The organism is Pseudomonas entomophila (genome assembly GCF_013523125.1).
GTDB lineage: Bacteria > Pseudomonadota > Gammaproteobacteria > Pseudomonadales > Pseudomonadaceae > Aquipseudomonas > Aquipseudomonas entomophila_B.
Genome location: NZ_JAAMQJ010000028.1, coordinates 25,341 through 43,001, shown reverse-complemented (window position 1 = coordinate 43,001; position 17,661 = coordinate 25,341). Strand labels below are relative to the sequence as shown.

The 17,661-nt window shown below is 64.8% G+C and carries 15 protein-coding genes and 1 tRNA gene; 4 read left to right on the top strand and 12 right to left on the bottom strand.

Going from position 1 to position 17,661, the window contains the following annotated elements; translation table 11 throughout:
• Nucleotides 1-41: 41 nt before the first annotated feature.
• From G7007_RS14870 to G7007_RS14840, 7 genes are all read right to left on the bottom strand, one after another.
• The gene (locus tag G7007_RS14870; RefSeq protein ID WP_060393276.1) at nucleotides 42-275 is read right to left on the bottom strand and encodes a hypothetical protein; all 234 of its coding nucleotides are present in this window, start codon (nucleotides 273-275) and stop codon (nucleotides 42-44) included.
• Between the two features lie 50 nt (nucleotides 276-325).
• Nucleotides 326-847 carry a DUF6586 family protein gene (locus G7007_RS14865; RefSeq protein WP_181102845.1) on the bottom strand — a complete coding sequence of 174 codons (522 nt, stop codon included), beginning with the start codon at nucleotides 845-847 and terminating at the stop codon, nucleotides 326-328.
• Between the two features lie 163 nt (nucleotides 848-1,010).
• Nucleotides 1,011-3,620, bottom strand: coding sequence for a type I DNA topoisomerase (gene topA / locus G7007_RS14860; protein WP_181102843.1), 2,610 nt, complete (start codon nucleotides 3,618-3,620; stop codon nucleotides 1,011-1,013).
• Nucleotides 3,621-3,719: 99 nt separating this feature from the next.
• Nucleotides 3,720-3,971, bottom strand: a complete 252-nt coding sequence (locus G7007_RS14855; protein ID WP_181102841.1) for a DUF1653 domain-containing protein — start codon at nucleotides 3,969-3,971, stop codon at nucleotides 3,720-3,722.
• A gap of 71 nt (nucleotides 3,972-4,042) precedes the next feature.
• Entirely contained in the window at nucleotides 4,043-5,218 is a 1,176-nt protein-coding gene (gene fadA / locus G7007_RS14850; protein WP_181102839.1) for an acetyl-CoA C-acyltransferase FadA, read from the bottom strand.
• Between the two features lie 32 nt (nucleotides 5,219-5,250).
• Nucleotides 5,251-7,398 carry a fatty acid oxidation complex subunit alpha FadB gene (gene fadB, locus G7007_RS14845; protein WP_181102837.1) on the bottom strand — a complete coding sequence of 716 codons (2,148 nt, stop codon included), beginning with the start codon at nucleotides 7,396-7,398 and terminating at the stop codon, nucleotides 5,251-5,253.
• A gap of 604 nt (nucleotides 7,399-8,002) precedes the next feature.
• A complete protein-coding gene (locus tag G7007_RS14840; protein ID WP_181102835.1) occupies nucleotides 8,003-8,440 on the bottom strand; it encodes a hypothetical protein in 438 nt (145 codons plus the stop codon).
• 108 nt (nucleotides 8,441-8,548) lie between these two features.
• On the opposite strand from G7007_RS14840, the gene G7007_RS14835 reads away from it, so the two are divergent.
• Entirely contained in the window at nucleotides 8,549-8,986 is a 438-nt protein-coding gene (locus G7007_RS14835; protein ID WP_181102834.1) for a universal stress protein, read from the top strand.
• Between the two features lie 43 nt (nucleotides 8,987-9,029).
• Here the strand turns inward: G7007_RS14835 and G7007_RS14830 are convergent, their stop codons facing one another.
• Nucleotides 9,030-10,958 carry an ATP-binding cassette domain-containing protein gene (locus tag G7007_RS14830; protein ID WP_181102833.1) on the bottom strand — a complete coding sequence of 643 codons (1,929 nt, stop codon included), beginning with the start codon at nucleotides 10,956-10,958 and terminating at the stop codon, nucleotides 9,030-9,032.
• A 222-nt stretch (nucleotides 10,959-11,180) separates the two neighbouring features.
• Here G7007_RS14830 and G7007_RS14825 point away from each other — a divergent pair, with 222 nt between their 5' ends.
• The gene (locus tag G7007_RS14825; protein WP_181102831.1) at nucleotides 11,181-13,103 is read left to right on the top strand and encodes a transglycosylase SLT domain-containing protein; all 1,923 of its coding nucleotides are present in this window, start codon (nucleotides 11,181-11,183) and stop codon (nucleotides 13,101-13,103) included.
• A gap of 72 nt (nucleotides 13,104-13,175) precedes the next feature.
• On the opposite strand, the gene G7007_RS14820 is transcribed toward G7007_RS14825, so the two are convergent.
• From G7007_RS14820 to moaB, 4 genes are all read right to left on the bottom strand, one after another.
• On the bottom strand, nucleotides 13,176-14,111 hold the full coding sequence (locus G7007_RS14820) for a chemotaxis protein (protein ID WP_181102829.1): 936 nt from the start codon (nucleotides 14,109-14,111) through the stop codon (nucleotides 13,176-13,178).
• A gap of 138 nt (nucleotides 14,112-14,249) precedes the next feature.
• Nucleotides 14,250-15,155 (bottom strand): lipid kinase YegS, encoded by a 906-nt coding sequence (yegS, locus tag G7007_RS14815; protein WP_181102827.1) that lies wholly within the window; start codon nucleotides 15,153-15,155, stop codon nucleotides 14,250-14,252.
• Nucleotides 15,156-15,236: 81 nt separating this feature from the next.
• Nucleotides 15,237-16,424 (bottom strand): molybdopterin molybdotransferase MoeA, encoded by a 1,188-nt coding sequence (locus tag G7007_RS14810; RefSeq protein WP_181102869.1) that lies wholly within the window; start codon nucleotides 16,422-16,424, stop codon nucleotides 15,237-15,239.
• 22 nt (nucleotides 16,425-16,446) lie between these two features.
• A complete protein-coding gene (moaB, locus tag G7007_RS14805) occupies nucleotides 16,447-16,986 on the bottom strand; it encodes a molybdenum cofactor biosynthesis protein B (RefSeq protein WP_181102868.1) in 540 nt (179 codons plus the stop codon).
• 169 nt (nucleotides 16,987-17,155) lie between these two features.
• On the opposite strand from moaB, the gene G7007_RS14800 reads away from it, so the two are divergent.
• The gene (locus G7007_RS14800) at nucleotides 17,156-17,377 is read left to right on the top strand and encodes a YgdI/YgdR family lipoprotein (protein WP_060393262.1); all 222 of its coding nucleotides are present in this window, start codon (nucleotides 17,156-17,158) and stop codon (nucleotides 17,375-17,377) included.
• Between the two features lie 68 nt (nucleotides 17,378-17,445).
• Nucleotides 17,446-17,522: transfer RNA gene (locus G7007_RS14795), tRNA-Pro, on the top strand.
• Nucleotides 17,523-17,661 lie beyond the last annotated feature (139 nt).

The window sequence follows — 17,661 nt, the reverse complement described above, 5'->3', positions numbered from 1 at the left end:
GTCGTTTCGAAGCGGGCGTGGGGCGTCCAGGCCCCACTGCCTCAATGCAGAACGCGCGGGCCTTCTTCCTGCTCCAGCTCGCCTTCCACCAGGCGACCGGCCATCTGCACGCCAACGCTCAACATTGCCTTGGCGACTTCGACATGCTGGCCTTGCAGAAAGACCTTGGCATCCTCGGAGAAATCCAGGATGACCAGGGATCCTTCATCTTCAGCACGGCGCAGCTCGATGCGGCCATCCGGCAATTCGACAATTTCCAGAAACGACGTTGACATAAAAGGCTGTTCTCCACGTAAGGCGGGCATTGTAACAGCCAGCGTTGCCCTCAGCACTCACTGAGCGCGTCACGAAAGCGTCGAACCACGCCCTTCAAACTGTGGCGCCACTGCTCCAGATCCTCGCGCGACAGCGTTGGCGATGCCGGCTCATCCAGGTTGACCGCCTGGATCAGGGGCTGGGTCACATCCCCTTTGGGGATCTTCTTCGCCTGCGCCGGCAGGTAGAAACCGTTGTAGGTGCGCAGCAGGCAGGCCAGCCAGGTTTCGCGGTTGTGGGCCAGCTCGAGCAACTCGGCCACTTCGGGAATGGCGAGGTCACGCAGTGCCGGCTCGGCCAGCAGCGTTTCGACACGAGGCTCTGCGGACGGCGTCAGACGGTAGAAACCGGCAATCTCCTGACACAACCCCAGCAAGGCGCCGTACAGGTGGAAAACGGCTGCTTCCCGCTCGGCCTGAACCAGGCCCTGGGCGTTCATGGCCTGGCTCGCCTGGGCCTTGGCCATGGACTCCAGGGCCAGCCCTGCGAAGAACAGTTTCTGATTGGTACGGGTGTAGAGTTCCTGGGCCATGACGGTGCCCTCCTGGGGCTTCGAGCGATGAGCCAGTGTCGATGATCAGGCGGCGTGCAGGCAAGCGTGGATGCGACCTGTACAGGTCAGGTCGACCCAACACCAGGCGAGAGGAAAGCGGCAGGAAAGCGGGCGGTCACGCTGACGTGACCGCCCGAGGGATTCAACGCTTGTCTTCGACCTTCCACGCACCACCGTCGTAGAACGCCTTCCACCCGGTGGGCTTGCCGTCGACCTCGGATTGCACGTACTGCTCCTTGGTCTTGCGGCTGTAGCGGATCACCGTCGGGCGGCCCTCAGGGTCTTTCTGCGGCGCTTCGCAGAGGAAGTGGTACTTGGGGTCGATCTCGTCCTTGTGCGGAACGATCTCCATCACCAGTGGCGCACGGGTTTCACGGTTCTTCGGGAACTGGCTGGCCGCCAGGAACAGGCCCGAGGCGCCATCACGCAGCACGTAGGTGTCATCGACTTTCTCGCACTTGAGTTCCGGCATCTTCACCGCATCCATCTTCGGCGGCGCCGCCTCACCACTCTTGAGCAGCTTGCGGGTGTTCTTGCACGCCGGGTTGGTGCAGCCAAAGAACTTGCCGAAGCGGCCCGTCTTGAGCTGCATCTCGCTGCCGCACTTGTCGCACTCGATGCTCGGGCCTTCGTAGCCCTTGATCCGGTAGCTGCCCTCTTCGATCTCATAGCCTGGGCAATCGGGGTTGTTGCCGCAGATGTGCAGCTTGTGCTTCTCGTCGAGCAGGTAGGCATCCATGGCCGTGGCGCAGATCGGGCAACGGTGCTTGCTGCGCAACACGCGCGATTCCGACTCACCCTCGTCGTCCTCGGCGATCTCGTCACCGGGCACCAGGTTGACGGTCGCCTTGCAGCGCTCCTTGGGCGGCAGGCTGTAGCCCGAGCAGCCGAGGAACACGCCCGTGGACGCGGTGCGGATCATCATCGGTCGACCACACTCCTTGCACGGAATGTTGGTCAAGGTCGGCAGGTTGGCACGCATGCCGCTCTCGGCGGACTCGGCGTGCTGCAGCTTCTTGCTGAAATCGCCGTAGAACTCGTCGAGGACGTTCTTCCAGTCGCGCTCACCCTGCGCGACATCGTCGAGGTTCTCTTCCATGCCCGCGGTGAAGCCGTAGTCCATCAGGTTGGCGAAGCTTTCGCCCAACCGCTCAGTGACGATGTCGCCCATCTTTTCCGAGTAGAAACGACGGTTGTGCAAGGTCACGTAGCCCCGATCCTGAATGGTCGAGATGATCGCTGCATAGGTGGAGGGGCGGCCGATGCCGCGCTTTTCCATTTCCTTGACCAGGCTGGCTTCGGTGAACCGCGCCGGTGGTTTGGTGAAGTGCTGGCTCGGATCAAGCTGAAGCAGCTCGAGCGTCTCGCCCTTGGTCATTTCGGGCAGCACGTCGTCCTCGCCAGGACGGCTCTGCTGCGGCAGGACACGGGTGTAACCGTCGAACTTGAGAATGCGGCCCTTGGCGCGCAGCTCGAAGTCGCCGGCGGCCACGGTCACGCTGGTCGACAGGTATTGCGCCGGCGGCATCTGGCAGGCCAGGAACTGGCGCCAGATCAGCTCGTAAAGGCGCTCGGCATCGCGCTCCATGCCGCTGAGCTTGCTCGGGTGCGTGTTCACATCGGACGGGCGAATGGCTTCGTGAGCCTCCTGCGCGCCTTCCTTGCTGCCATAGACCACGGGCGATTCCGGCAGGTACTGCTTGCCGAACTCCTGCTCGATGTACTCGCGCGCCATGCTCACGGCGTCGACCGACAGGTTGGTGGAGTCGGTTCGCATGTAGGTGATGTAGCCCGCTTCGTACAAGCGCTGCGCCATCATCATGGTCTTCTTCACGCCGAAGCCCAGGCGATTGCTCGCCGCCTGCTGCAGGGTCGAAGTGATGAACGGCGCCGACGGCTTGCTGCTGGTCGGACGGTCTTCACGCTTGACGATGCTGTAGCTGGAGGCCTTGAGCTTGTCCAGCGCGGCCATGGCCTGCGCCTCGTTCAACGGCCTGAAGGCTTCGCCGTTCTCACGGGCCACGTCGAAGCGCACCTTGGCGCCGCGCTCGGTCCCCAGGTCGGCGTGGATTTCCCAGTATTCCTCAGGGTTGAACGCACGGATCTCGCGCTCGCGCTCGACCACCAGCTTGACCGCCACCGATTGCACGCGCCCGGCCGACAGTCCACGGGCGATCTTCGACCAGAGCAGAGGCGAGACCATGTAGCCCACCACGCGGTCGAGGAAGCGACGCGCCTGCTGGGCATTGACCCGGGCGATGTCGAGCTCGCCAGGTTGGGCGAAGGCCTCCTGGATGGCTTTCTTGGTGATCTCGTTGAACACCACGCGCTTGTAGCGGCTGTCATCACCACCGATCGCCTCGCGCAGGTGCCAGGCGATGGCCTCCCCTTCGCGGTCAAGGTCGGTCGCGAGGTAGATGGTGTCAGCATCCTTGGCCAGACGCCGCAGCTCTTCGATGACCTTTTCCTTGCCCGGCAGGATCTCGTACTTGGCTTTCCAGCCATGGTCCGGATCGACGCCCATGCGGTTGATCAACTGCTTGCGGGCCTTTTCCTTCGGCGACAGGACCGGCCCGTCGGCCGCGGCCTTGCCGCGCTTGGCGGCCGGCTCTTTGGACGCGCTGGCCGAACCGCTGGTGGGAAGGTCGCGGATATGGCCGATACTCGACTTCACCACGTACTGGTTGCCCAAGTACTTGTTGATGGTCTTGGCCTTGGCCGGGGATTCCACTATGACCAGCGATTTGCCCATGGATCGGATTATTCCTGAAAAGCTGAAAAGAAACGCGCCAGGTGCTCGACGCGGCACCGCTATATATAGTGGCAACAGAGTGAGGTCAAGCGCGGGAGTTCAACCGATCGCCTTGTCGAGTGTCGCCAAAGGGCTCTCCTGCGGCTCGATCAGCGCAAAACGCGCCACCGATTCCCCATCGACCTCGACCTGCTCCTGGAACATGGCCAATGGGCGCACCCACAGGCCGAACTCACCATACAGCGCCTGGTAAAACACCAGCCACTCTTCGGTTTCAGAGTGTTGCGCGGTGCCGAGCACGCGGTACTCGGGCCCTTTGTAGTGACGATAGATGCCTGGCTGGATGTGCATGCTGTATTCCCGTGAATCAGATCGAAAAAAAACCGGGGCATCGAGCCCCGGTCATGGTCACACCGCGGTGATCAAACGCGTTCGAACACCGTGGTGATGCCTTGGCCCAGGCCGACGCACATGGTCGCCACGCCCAGCGTGCCGCCCTTCTGCTTCATGACGTTGAGCAGCGTGCCTGAAATACGGGCACCGGAGCAACCGAAAGGATGGCCCAGGGCGATTGCGCCACCGTGCAGGTTGACCTTCTCGTCCATCTGGTCGAGCACCTTGAGGTCCTTGAGCACCGGCAGGGCCTGCGCGGCGAAGGCTTCGTTGAGCTCGAAGAAGTCGATGTCGGCAATGGTCAGACCGGCGCGCTTGAGCGCTTTCTGGGTCGCCGGGACCGGCCCGTAGCCCATGATCGCCGGATCCACCCCGGCCACCGCCATCGAGCGGATCACCGCCATCGGCTGGATGCCCAGGTCCTGGGCGCGTTGGGCCGACATCACGATCATGCACGAGGCGCCGTCGGTGATCTGCGAGGAGGTCCCTGCTGTCACGGTGCCACCCTTGGGGTTGAACGCCGGCTTGAGCGCGGCCAGGCCTTCGAGGGTGGTTTCCGGACGGATGGTCTCGTCGTAGTCGAAGACCTTGAGGAAGCCCTGCTCGTCATGCCCCTGCATGGGGATGATCTCGTCCTTGAACTTGCCCTCGACCGTGGCCTTGTGCGCCAGCTGATGCGAACGCAGACCGAACAGGTCCTGCTGCTCACGGGTGATGCCGTGCATCCGGCCCAGCATCTCGGCCGTCAGGCCCATCATGCCCGAGGCCTTGGCCGCGTGCAGCGACAGGTGCGGGTTGGGATCGACGCCGTGCATCATGCTGACGTGCCCCATGTGCTCCACCCCACCGACCACGAACACATCGCCGTTGCCGGTCATGATGGCCTGGGCGGCGGTGTGCAGCGCACTCATGGAAGAGCCGCACAGGCGGCTGACGGTCTGCGCGCCGCTGGTGTGCGGGATCGGCGTCAGCAGCGAGGCCATGCGGGCGATGTTCCAGCCCTGTTCCAGGGTCTGGTTGACGCAGCCCCAGATCACGTCCTCGACTTCCTTGGGATCGACCTTGGCGTTGCGCTGCAACAGCTGGGTGATCAGGTGGGCCGACATGTCTTCGGCCCGGGTGTTGCGGTGCATGCCGCCCTTGGAGCGGCCCATGGGGGTGCGACCGAAGTCGACGATTACCACGTCTCTTGGATTCAGGCTCATACGTTATCTCTCGCTCAGTCTCGAAGGGTCGCTCAACCAAAGAACCGCTGGCCGGTGCGGGCCATGTCGCGGAGTTTCTCGGTGGGTTGGTAAAGCGGCCCAAGCTCGGCATAGCGGTCGGCCAGGGCAACGAACTCGGCGACGCCGATCGAATCGATGTAGCGCAGCGCGCCTCCGCGGAAGGGCGGGAAGCCGATGCCGTACACCAGGCCCATGTCGGCCTCGGCGGCGGTCTCGACGATGCCGTCTTCCAGGCAGCGCACGGTTTCCAGGCACAGCGGGATCATCATCCAGTTGACGATGTCCTCGTCGCTCAGCTCGCGGTGCTCGGTGATGATCGGCTGCAGCACGTCGAGCACCGCCGGGTCGGCGACCTTCTTCGGCTTGCCGCGCTTGTCGGTTTCGTAGGCGTAGAAACCCTTGCCGTTCTTCTGACCCAGGCGCTTGGCGTCATAGAGGGCATCGATGGCGGTACGCTGGGTGTCCTTCATGCGGTCGGGGAAGCCTTCGGCCATCACGTCACGACCGTGGTGGCCGGTGTCGATGCCGACCACGTCCATCAGGTACGCCGGGCCCATCGGCCAGCCGAAGCGCTCCATCACCTTGTCGATGCGCACGAAGTCCACGCCGGCACCGACCAGGCGAGCGAAGCCGCCGAAATACGGGAACAGGACGCGGTTGACCAGAAAGCCCGGGCAGTCGTTGACCACGATGGGGTTCTTGCCCATCTTGCGCGCGTAGGCGACGGTGGTGGCGACCGCAACGTCGCTGGACTTTTCGCCGCGGATCACTTCCACCAGCGGCATCATGTGCACCGGGTTGAAGAAGTGCATGCCGACGAAATTTTCCGGGCGCTTGAGCGCCTGGGCCAGCAGGTTGATGGAAATGGTGGAGGTGTTGGACGCCAGGATCGCATCCTCGCGCACCTGTCCTTCCACCTCGGCCAGCACGGCCTGCTTGACCTTGGGGTTCTCGACCACGGCCTCGACCACGATGTCGACGTGACCGAAGTCGCCATAGGAGAGCGTCGGGCGAATGGCGTTGAGCGCCTCGGCCATCTTCTCGGCGGTCAGACGACCCTTCTCGACACGGTTGCCCAGCAGTTTGGACGCTTCGCCCAGGCCGAGCTGAATGGCCTCTTCGCGGATGTCCTTCATCAGGATCGGCGTGCCTTTGACCGCCGACTGGTAGGCGATGCCGCCGCCCATGATCCCGGCGCCGAGCACGGCGGCCTGCTTGACGTCATGGGCGATCTTGTCGTGGACCTTGGCCTTGCGCTTGAGCTCCTGATCGTTGAGGAACAGCCCGATCAGGCTCTCGGCGACCGAGGTCTTGGCCAACTTGGCAAACCCGGCCGCTTCGATCTCCAGGGCTTTGTCACGACCGAAGTTGGCGGCTTTCTGGATGCTCTTGATCGCCTCGACCGGTGCGGGGTAATTCGGCCCGGCCTGCCCGGCGACGAAGCCCTTGGCAGTCTCGAACGCCATCATCTGTTCGATGGCATTGAGCTTGAGCTTTTCCAGCTTGGGCTGGCGCTTGAGCCGGTAGTCCAGCTCACCGTCGATGGCACGCTTGACCAGGTCCAGGGCAGCCGCTTGCAGCAGCTCAGGAGCGACCACGACATCGACAGCGCCTACTTTCAGCGCATCCTCGGCACGGTTTTCCTTGCCGGCGGCGATCCACTCGATGGCATTGTCGGCACCGATCAGGCGCGGCAGACGCACGGTGCCGCCGAAGCCCGGGTAGATGCCCAGCTTCACTTCCGGCAGGCCGATCTTGGCCGTGCTCGACATGACGCGGTAGTCGGCCGCCAGGCACATTTCCAGGCCACCGCCCAGGGCGATGCCGTTGATGGCTGCCACGGTGGGTACCGGCAGGTCCTCGAAGGCATTGAAGATCCGGTTGACGTCCAGGCTGCCAGCCACCAGCTCGGCCTCGGGCAGCTTGAAATTCTCGACGAACTCGGTGATGTCGGCACCGACGATGAACACCTCCTTGCCACTGCTGACGATCACGCCCTTGATGGAAGCGTCGGCCTTCACCGCCTCGACGGCCTGGCGCAACTCGTCCAGGGTCAGGCGGTTGAATTTGTTGACGGACTCACCCTTGAGGTCGAAGCGCAATTCGACGATGCCGCCTTCGAGCGCCTGAACCGTGATGGCTTTACCTTCGTAAATCATCAACTGATCTCCAATATGGAAGCTGAACGTTACGCGTCGACCGCTGGTGGGGCGGGCGTTGCCTGCCGTGGCACCAGGTGCACCCATCGCCGCGCGAATCGGGTCATGGCAGAGCGTCTCACCGACAAACGCTCAATTCATACGCCCGTTTGACTTGGGGTGCGCACACATTCTCCGAAATGCGGAGGCTTGTCAAATGCAGGCGGATGCAGACGGTTTGCGACCTTTTGGTCACGTTATGTCTGGCAAGACACGATAGCGGCTGAGGGACAATGTGTCAGCGTGCATGGGGGCGAGGATGGTTCGTTGCCAGGCCAAGCAGCGGTCTGCTTACCCTGGAACGTCATGTAGACAGGCGGGCCCTGTGGGCCCGATCGCGGCACAGGGGCCGCTTACCTGTCGCAGTGGCGTAGGCAATCACGGTCCCTGTGCGGCCCCTGCCGGGGCGCCGGACCGGCCGCGATTGGGCCCGCAGGGCCCATAAATCAGTCACACCGTGTGTCAGGCCAACGTGCCTGAACCACCTATGAAAGCAGGCATGCGCGCGACAAGGTCGGCATTGGCGCCTCTCTTTCAAGCGCTGACCGCTCGCTCGTGCAGACGCTCAGGCCAGGGTCTCCAGCGCCCAGGCGATGTCTTGCAGCACCGCCTCGTCGCCGCGCTCCGACCAGCACAAGGCGATCATGCGCGTATCGGCTTCGAACTTGTAGACGCTCTCGGGCAGGCGCGCCAATACGTCCATCACCCGCGGATCGGCGCACGGCTCGCGCCAACGGTCGAGCCAGGTGCCTGGCGTGACCTGCCAATAACACCACTGATCCTGACGCCCCCGGCGGCGGGCACGGTGATATTGCGGGCACGGGCTCGGCGCGTCCCGCTCCATCCAGTGCGGCCACGGCTGAGGGGCCAGTTGCATGACCATCCCCCGGCGCCGGGCCTCCAGGCGCAGGCTCATCTGTTCGCTCTGCTTGCGCGACGGGCGCAGCCAGGCCAGCGGACTGAGAATCAACGCGAGGATTGACACAACCAGCCATACCGTCATATCTGTACGTCCTACAATGCGTTGTGAATGAGCGGGTTAGCCAGGCCTGACCACGGTCAGCAGCCACCGACTCTACTGGAATCATTGCACTTGCCAGGAGCACCTACCATGTCTTACACCCACCTGCTGGTCGCGGTCGACCTGACCGAAGAATGCGACCCCGTGATCAAGCGCGCAATGGCCATTGCCCAGCCCTCTGGCGCCAAGATCTCCCTGGTCCACATCGTCGAACCCATGGCCATGGCCTTTGGTGGCGACGTGCCGATGGACCTGTCGCAACTGCAGCAGCAACAGTTCGACCAGGCCAAGGCCCGCATGGATCGTCTGTTCGGCAAGTACCCTGACATCGTCCGTGGCGACTCGCATCTGAAATATGGGCAACCGCGCCAGGAAATCCATGACCTGGCCAAAGAGCAAGCCTGTGACCTGATCGTGGTGGGCAGCCATGGCCGTCATGGCCTGGCCTTGCTGCTGGGCTCGACCGCCAACGACGTGTTGCACGGGGCACCGTGCGATGTGCTGGCGGTGCGACTGCTGAAGGACTGAAGGCACATGGCCGACCCGGTACGCACCAGGTCGGCGAATTCACTCAAGCCTCGAGCTCGGCCCAACGCTCGACCAGCGTGTCCAGCTCGGCCTGCAGCGCTTCGAGACGCGCCAGCACCGCCGACGTCTCGCCGATCGGACGCTGGTAGAACGCGGCACTGCCGACCTCTTCCTGCACCTGGGCGATCTGCTGCTCCACCGCATCGATCTGACCCGGCAATGCCTCCAGCTCACGCTGCAGCTTGTAGCTGAGCTTCTTCTTGGCGCCGGCCTCGGCAGGCGCAGGGGCCGATGCCTCGGCCACCTCGGCCACCGGCTTGACCACCGCGCTGTTGAGCTCCGACTTGCCGGACTTGCTCTCGGCCACGCCCAGCAGCTTGGCCGAGCCACCCTGACGGATCCAGTCCTCGTAACCGCCGACGTATTCACGCACACGGCCCTCGCCTTCGAACACCAGGGTGCTGGTCACCACGTTGTCGAGGAAGGCCCGGTCGTGGCTGACCATCAGCACGGTGCCCTTGTAGGCCGACAGAACCTCTTCGAGCAGTTCGAGGGTCTCGACGTCCAGGTCGTTGGTCGGTTCGTCGAGCACCAGCAGGTTGGCCGGCTTGCTGAACAGCTTGGCCAGCAGCAGACGCGCACGCTCGCCACCGGACAGCGCCTTGACCGGCGTACGCGCGCGCTGGGGGCTGAACAGGAAGTCGCCCAGGTAACTCAGCACGTGCCGGTTCTGCCCGTCGATCTCGATGAAGTCGCGCCCTTCGGCGAGGTTGTCGATGACGGTCTTCTCGAGGTCGAGCTGGTGACGCATCTGGTCGAAGTAGGCCACTTCCAGTCGCGTGCCCCGCTCGATCTTGCCGCTGGTGGGCTCCAGGTCGCCCAGCATGAGCTTGAGCAAGGTGGTCTTGCCGGTGCCGTTGGCGCCGAGCAGGCCGATCCGGTCCTCGCGCTGCAGGACCATGGAGAAATCCTTGACCAGGTACGGGCCACCCGGATGGGCGAAGCTCACGTGTTCGAGCAGCATCACCTGCTTGCCGGATTTTTCTGCCGACTCGATCTGCAGGTTGGCCTTGCCCTGGCGTTCGCGTCGCTGGCTACGCTCGACACGCAACTCCTTGAGCGCGCGCACGCGGCCTTCGTTACGGGTGCGGCGCGCCTTGATGCCCTGGCGGATCCACACTTCTTCCTGGGCCAGGCGCTTGTCGAACAGCGCGTTGGCGGTCTCTTCGGCGGCCAGCATGGCCTCCTTGTGGACCAGGAAGCTGGCGTAGTCGCCGTTCCAGTCGATCAGCCCGCCGCGGTCCAGTTCGAGGATGCGCGTGGCCAGGTTCTGCAGGAAGGAACGGTCGTGGGTGATGAACAGCACCGCGCCGTTGAAGCTGCTCAAGGCGTCTTCGAGCCAGGCGATCGCTCCGATGTCCAGGTGGTTGGTCGGCTCGTCGAGCAGCAGCAGGTCGGGCTCGGACACCAGCGCCTGGGCCAGCAGGACACGGCGACGCCAGCCGCCGGACAGCTCGGCGAGGGTCTTGTCGGCCGGCAGCTGCAAGCGGCTGAGGGTGCTGTCGACCAGTTGCTGCAGACGCCAGCCATCACGCGCCTCGAGCTCGGTCTGCACGCGCATCAGCTTGTCCAGGTCGTCGTCGCCCTGGATGTTCTGGCTCAGGTGATGGAACTCGGCCAGCAGGGCGCCGACGCCATCCAGGCCTTCGGCGACCACGTCGAACACGCTGCGGCCATCGGCCACCGGCAGTTCTTGCGGCAGCTCGCCGATCTTCAGCCCAGGGGCGCGCCAGACGTCGCCGTCGTCGGGCTTCTGCTCGCCCTTGACCAGGCGCAGCATGCTCGACTTGCCGGTGCCGTTGCGGCCGATGATGCACACCCGCTCACCACGGGCGATTTGCCACGATACCTTGTCCAGCAGCGGCATCGCGCCGAAGGCCAGGGACACATCGCTGAATTTGAGCAGGGTCATGATTCTCTCCAGAAACCGGGCGCGCATTCTACCTGACTTGGGCGCGCGAGGCATTACGCCACGCTGGACGGCCAGGCCTGTCGACACCTGCAGTAAAACCATTGCGCCAGATACCGGCACAATGCTTTCTTCCAGCCTCGGCAACCAGCTAAGCTAAGGCCCGACCTATTTCACAGTGCTGGCCTGGCCGTCACTTCCCTGCCTTCCCTGCCTGGACGTATCATGCGCAGCCGTTTGCTCACCCTCGCTTCATGCCTGCTCCTGACCGCCGCCGCTGGTGCGCAGGCCGCAGACCTCACCCTGCAGCGTCAGTACTACGACGAAGCCAAGCGTGCGCTGGCCAAGGGCGACAAGGGCCCGTACCTGCGCAACGCCCAGGCCCTGAGCGATTATCCGCTCACGCCTTACCTGGCCTACGACGAGTTGACCGCGCGCTTGAAAAGCGCCAGCAACGCGGAGATCGAAGCCTTCCTCGCGGCCCACGGCGACCTGCCCCAGGCCAACTGGATGAAGCTGCGCTGGTTGCGCTGGCTGGCCGAGCGTGGCGACTGGGCGACCTTCGCCCGTTATTACGACCCGAAACTCAACTTCACCGAACTCGACTGCCTCAACGGGCAGTACCAGCTCGGCCACGGTCAACGCGCCGAAGGCCTGGCCACGGCCGAGCGCCTGTGGAACGTGGGCAAGCCCCAGCCGGCCGCCTGCGACACGCTGTTCGGCTTATGGGCGGCCGAGGGCCAGCTGACCGAGGCACGTCGCTGGCACCGTGCCAAGCTGGCGGCCCAGGCGCGCAACTACGCGCTGGCCAACACCCTGGTCAACGGCCTGAGCACACTCGGCTCCCAGGGCCGTCTGCTGATCGAGGTGGCGCAGAAGCCGGAGCTGCTCAACCAGCCTTCGCGCTTCGCGCCGGTCGACGACGCCATGGCGGACGTCGTCGGCCTGGGTCTGCGGCGCCTGGCGCGCCAGGATCCGCAACAGGCCATGAGCCTGCTGGACGACTATGCACAGCGCATGCATTTCTCCAAGGACGAGCAGGTGGCCATCGCCCGCGAGATCGGCCTGACCCTGGCGCGCCGCTACGACCCGCGGGCGCTGGAACTGATGACGCGCTACGACCCGGAGCTGCGCGACGACACCGTCACCGAATGGCGCCTGCGCCTGCTGCTGCGCCTGGGCCGCTGGGACGATGCCCATGCCTTGACCCAGCGCCTGCCCGCCTCGCTCGCCAGCACCAGCCGCTGGCGCTATTGGCAGGCGCGCACGCTCGAACTGGCGCAGCCGAAGAACCCCCAGGTACCGCGGCTGTACAAGGCGGTGGCCGACGAGCGCGACTTCTACGGTTTCCTGGCTGCCGAACGCGCGCACACGCCCTACCAGCTCAACCACAAGCCGCTGGTGCTCAGCCCGCAGCTGATCAAGAAGGTGCGTACCACACCGGGCATCGAGCGCGCCCTGGAATTTCATGCGCGTGGCCAGATCGTCGACGGGCGCCGCGAGTGGTACCACGTCAGCCGCCACTTCAGCCGCGACGAGATGGTGGCCCAGGCTCGTCTGGCCTACGACATGCGCTGGTACTTCCCGGCCATCCGCACCATCAGCCTGGCCAAGTACTGGGACGACCTGGACATCCGCTTCCCGATGGCCTACCGCGACACGCTGGTGCGTGAAGCCAAGGTCCGGGGATTGCACCCGAGTTGGGTGTTCGCCATCACCCGCCAGGAAAGTGCCTTCATGGAAGACGCCCGCTCCGGCGTGGGCGCCAGCGGCCTGATGCAGCTGATGCCGGCCACGGCCAAGGAGACCGCGCGCAAGTTCGACATTCCGCTGGCGTCACCGGCGCAGGTGCTCAACCCGGAGAAGAACATTCAGTTGGGTGCGGCCTATCTGAGCCAGGTCCATGGCCAGTTCAACGGCAATCGGGTGCTGGCCTCGGCCGCCTACAACGCCGGCCCGGGACGTGTGCGGCAGTGGCTCAAAGGCGCCAAGCACCTGAGCTTCGATGTCTGGGTGGAATCGATCCCGTTCGACGAAACGCGCCAATACGTGCAGAACGTGCTGTCGTACTCGGTGATCTACGGTCAGAAACTCAACATCCCGCAGCCGCTGGTGGACTGGCACGAGCGCTATTTCGACGACCTGTGACGGCCCCTGCTTCACCCGAGACCGAAGGCCTGCCCAGCAGGCCTTCGTGCCGTCTGGGCGCTGCGATGGCGGTCAGGCAGAAGCTTGATCGCGCAGCAGGCACTCGCGCACCACGTCCACCAAGCGGTCTGGCTGGAATTTCGACAGGAAATTGTCGCAACCCACCTTCTTCACCATCGACTCGTTGAAGCTGCCCGACAGCGACGTGTGCAAGACCACGTACAGACCGCGCAAGCGTGCATCGCCGCGGATCTCGGTGGTCAGGCGGTAGCCATCCATTTCCGGCATCTCGGCGTCGGTGAACACCATCAACAGCTTGTCGCAGACGTTCTCGCCGGCATCGGCCCAGCCCTTGAGCAGGCGCAGCGCCTTGAGCCCGTCGCTGGCCATGTGCAGCTTGACGCCCAGTTGCGACAGCGTATCGCGCAACTGCGCCAGGGCCACGCTGGAGTCATCCACCAGCAGCACCTCGCGCCCACGGGCCCGCGCCAGGATCGGGTCCTCGAGCCGGGCCTGGGACACCTTGACGTTGTAGGGCACGATCTCGGCCAGCACTTTCTCGACGTCGATCACTTCGACCAGCTTGTCATCGACCTTGGTGATGGCGGTCAGGTAGTGCTGCCGCCCGGCGCTGGCCGGGGGTGGCATGATCGATTCCCAGTTCATGTTGACGATGCGGTCCACACCCCCGACCAGGAACGCCTGCACCGAGCGGTTGTACTCGGTGACGATGATGGTGCTGTCAGGGCCTGGTTGCAGCGGGCGCATGCCGATGGCCTGGGACAGGTCGATCACCGGCAGCGTCTGCCCGCGCAGGTTGACCACGCCACAGACGAACGCGTGACGCTGCGGCATCAGCGTCAGCTTGGGCAGTTGCAGGACTTCCTGGACCTTGAACACGTTGATGGCGAAGAGCTGCCGCCCGGCCAAGCGGAACATGAGAATTTCCAGACGGTTTTCGCCGACCAGTTGTGTGCGTTGATCGACCGTGTCGAGAATGCCGGCCATGGAGCCCCCAGGGTGTGGTAGCGGAGTGAAGGTGATACGGCTGTATCGGCGCGAGGGGGCAGAGCTTGATGGGAAATTGCAGGGTTCGTCCTGCTGGCAGGCGATAAGGGTATTCGGGGGCCTTCTGGCCCCCGTGCTTCAGGTCGCGTCAGGCAGCCCGGCCGCCTGCGCCTGCCCGAGCAACGCCGAGGCGGGCGGCAGGTGCAGGCGCAACGCCCCTGGACGTGCTTCGAAGCGCAGCTGTTGCGCCTGCAACGGCTCGCCATCCAGGTTGATGTCGACCCCTTGCGAGCTGCGGATCTCGACCCACGGCAGCCGCGCACGCACGTACAGGCCCTCACCCGAAAGCAGCTCGCGCAGGGCACCGACCACCTCCTGAGGCGCCGGCAGGATGCTGACGTCCAGCAGACCGTCATCGATCACCGCCTCCGGACACAGCTCATGACCGCCCCCGGCCTGACGCCCATTGCCGATGCCCATGGCCAGCAACTGCCCCTGCCAGTGGAAGTCCGGCCCGGTCAGCTCGACCGACGCCGATTGCAACTCGCTGAAGCGGCTCAGCCCGGTCAGCATGTAGGCAGCGGCCCCCAGCACTTTCTTCAGGTCCTCGGACGTGTTGGCGGTCACGGTGCTGCCAAAGCCGCCGGTGGCCATGTTGAGGAAGATCCGCTCCCCCGCCGCCCCCAGGTCGACCGTCCTGGCTGGCTGCTCCAGCAGCAGCAAGGCTTCCTCGGGCTCCAGGGGCACCCCGGCGGCGTGGGCGAAATCGTTGGCCGTGCCCAGCGGCAACAGCGCCAGGCTGGCCGAAGCGCCCGCCATAGCCTGGGCCACGTCGCGCAAGGTTCCGTCACCGCCCCCGGCGATGATGTGCGGGTAGCCCGCCGCCAATGCCTCCTGAACCAGACGTTCGGCGTCACCGCCCTCCCAGGTCAGCCGCACGTCGAGCGTCCAGCCGCGCTCGCGCATCTGCTTGACCGCTTCGCGAACCGCTTCATTCGTTGCCTGCTTGCCGTGCAGCACCAACATGGCCTTTCGAACGTTCATCGTGCGTCTCCTCCGTCGAGCGTGCGCAGATCTCGACCACGGTGTTGGCGGATAGATTCCGCGTTTCGCGAAAAAGGGCCGTCAGCCCAGCAACTCGCTCAGCGGGATGAAACGCACCGGATCGCCGACCTGCAAGGTGCGGCCCTCAGGCACCTCCACCAGGCCATCGGCCCAGGCCGCGCTGCGCAGCACGCCCGAACTCTGGTTCGGGTACAGGCGCGCCTGCCCGTTCTCCAGCCGCGCACGCAGGTACTCACGGCGGGTGCCGGCACGTGGCCAGTCGAAACCGGCCGGCACCTCGATACCCAACGGCGTGACGGCTTCGACGCCTTGACGACGCAGCAGGTAGGGCCGCGCCAGCAGCCCGAACGTCACCAGGGTGGAGGCTGGATTGCCGGGCAGGCCCAGCACCGGTACGCCTTGCCAGTGGCCGAAGGTCAGTGGCTTGCCGGGCTTGATCGCCAGCTTCCACAGATCCAGCTCGCCGGCCTCGCGCAAGACGATGCCCAGGTAGTCCGCCTCGCCGACCGACACCCCGCCGGTGGAGAGGATCAGGTCGATACCCCGGAGACCGGCGAGGCATGCACGCGTCTGTGCCAGATCATCGGCCAGGATGCCGATATCCACCGGCTCGCAGCCCAGGCGCCACAGCCAGCTGATCAGCAGTTGCCGGTTGCTGTTGTAGATCTGCCCCGGCCCCAGCGGCTCGCCGGGGTCGACCAGTTCATCACCGGTGGACAGCACCGCAACCCGCGGGCGACGTACCACGGACAACGTCGGCACGCCCAGGGTCGCGGCCAGGGCCAGTTCGATGGGCCCCAGGCGCGTACCGGCGGCTAGCACCTCTTCCCCGGCACGGGTTTCCTGCCCTTGCGGGCGAATGTTCTGGTCGGCGGCGAGCGCGCGGGTGAAATGCACGCGACCATCGTCCAGCACCTCGACGTTCTCCTGCATCTCGACGCAATCGGCCCCTTCGGGGACCGGCGCGCCGGTGAAGATGCGTGCACAGGTGCCTGGCTGCAAGGGCGCCGGCGCCTGGCCTGCGAAGATGCGCTGGCTGACCACCAAGGGCTCGCCCTCGGCCTCTGCGCGACGCACGGCGTAACCGTCCATGGCACTGTTCGGCCAGGGCGGCAGGTCCAGGCTCGCTACCAATGGCTGCGCCAGGACGCGACCATCGCAGTGCGCCAGTGCGAGGGATTCGGTTTCACGGATCAAGGCAGCCGCGGCGAACGTCAGCAGGCGCTCGAGAGCCTCCTCCACCGGCATCAGGGCCCGGCCCTGGGTCGCCTCAGCCACGGCTTTCACACGGCGCGGCCTTTTTCAGGTGCGGCACGAAGTTGCAGGGGCGGTGGCGTGCATCGAGCTGCTCGCCGAGGATACCGTCCCAGCCCGTGCGCACGGCGTTGGTCGAGCCTGGCAGGCAGCACACCAAGGTGCCGTTGGCCAGTCCGGCCAGGGCGCGGGACTGCACGGTGGACGTGCCGATGTCGGCGATCGAGATCTGGCGGAACAGTTCGCCGAAACCTTCGACCTGCTTGTCGAGCAGGCAGGCGACGGCTTCAGGTGTGCTGTCACGGCCGGTGAAGCCAGTACCGCCGGTGATCAGCACGACCTGCACCACGTCATCGGCGATCCACTGCGCCACCTGGGCGCGGATCTTGTACAGGTCGTCCTTCAGCAGGACACGCTCGGCCAGGGCATGGCCCGCGGCCTTGAGCCGGTCCACGTACAATTGGCCCGACGTATCGGTCTCGAACGTGCGCGTATCGCTTACCGTCAGCACGGCGATATTGAGCGGAACGAAGGGCGTATCGGCCTTGGCTTTCATAAAGGGCACGGGCTCCATTGCAGGGAAGACAGGCCACGGGTTATATCACAGCCCAAGACGGATCGGCGGGCGTGCATGACGATCCGCACCCAGCGCGCTTGGACAAGGAACTTGTACCGTTCGTCCGCGTCTCAATGCCATCTTTCCACCTTCGCCTCGGAGAAACACCATGGCCCAACGTATCGTTCCCGCTTTCCTGCTCGCCCTCGGTCTGGCCACCCTCGCCGGTTGCGCCTCGCCGACCGTCATCACCCTGAACGATGGCCGCGAGATCCAGGCCACCGACAAACCGTCCTACGACGAGGACTCCGGCTTCTACGAATTCGAACAGCTCGACGGCAAGAAAACCCGTATCAACAAGGACCAGGTACGCACCGTCAAGGAGCTGTGATACGACGGTTTAACCTGTCGCATCAGGGGCTTGCACGGCATTTTCGCGTCGAGTAAGATCCCGTTCATCGGAGTGTAGCGCAGCCAGGTAGCGCGTCTCGTTCGGGACGAGAAGGCCGCAGGTTCGAATCCTGTCTCTCCGACCAGTTCTGCCCTGTCAGCGATGTCCACGACGCCCTGACAGCATGAAAAAGCCCAGTGCCAAGCACTGGGCTTTTTCGTTTCCACGTACGGCGCCGCGTCGATGCGCGACAGGCACGGCCGAGGCCGCCCTGCCCGCTCGCA

Coding starts and splice junctions, on each gene's coding strand:
- G7007_RS14870 (WP_060393276.1), bottom strand. CDS start 275: ATGTCAACGTCGTTTCTGGAAATTGTCGAATTGCCGGATGGCCGCATC.
- G7007_RS14865 (WP_181102845.1), bottom strand. CDS start 847: ATGGCCCAGGAACTCTACACCCGTACCAATCAGAAACTGTTCTTCGCA.
- topA (WP_181102843.1), bottom strand. CDS start 3,620: ATGGGCAAATCGCTGGTCATAGTGGAATCCCCGGCCAAGGCCAAGACC.
- G7007_RS14855 (WP_181102841.1), bottom strand. CDS start 3,971: ATGCACATCCAGCCAGGCATCTATCGTCACTACAAAGGGCCCGAGTAC.
- fadA (WP_181102839.1), bottom strand. CDS start 5,218: ATGAGCCTGAATCCAAGAGACGTGGTAATCGTCGACTTCGGTCGCACC.
- fadB (WP_181102837.1), bottom strand. CDS start 7,398: ATGATTTACGAAGGTAAAGCCATCACGGTTCAGGCGCTCGAAGGCGGC.
- G7007_RS14840 (WP_181102835.1), bottom strand. CDS start 8,440: ATGACGGTATGGCTGGTTGTGTCAATCCTCGCGTTGATTCTCAGTCCG.
- G7007_RS14835 (WP_181102834.1), top strand. CDS start 8,549: ATGTCTTACACCCACCTGCTGGTCGCGGTCGACCTGACCGAAGAATGC.
- G7007_RS14830 (WP_181102833.1), bottom strand. CDS start 10,958: ATGACCCTGCTCAAATTCAGCGATGTGTCCCTGGCCTTCGGCGCGATG.
- G7007_RS14825 (WP_181102831.1), top strand. CDS start 11,181: ATGCGCAGCCGTTTGCTCACCCTCGCTTCATGCCTGCTCCTGACCGCC.
- G7007_RS14820 (WP_181102829.1), bottom strand. CDS start 14,111: ATGGCCGGCATTCTCGACACGGTCGATCAACGCACACAACTGGTCGGC.
- yegS (WP_181102827.1), bottom strand. CDS start 15,155: ATGAACGTTCGAAAGGCCATGTTGGTGCTGCACGGCAAGCAGGCAACG.
- G7007_RS14810 (WP_181102869.1), bottom strand. CDS start 16,424: ATGCCGGTGGAGGAGGCTCTCGAGCGCCTGCTGACGTTCGCCGCGGCT.
- moaB (WP_181102868.1), bottom strand. CDS start 16,986: ATGAAAGCCAAGGCCGATACGCCCTTCGTTCCGCTCAATATCGCCGTG.
- G7007_RS14800 (WP_060393262.1), top strand. CDS start 17,156: ATGGCCCAACGTATCGTTCCCGCTTTCCTGCTCGCCCTCGGTCTGGCC.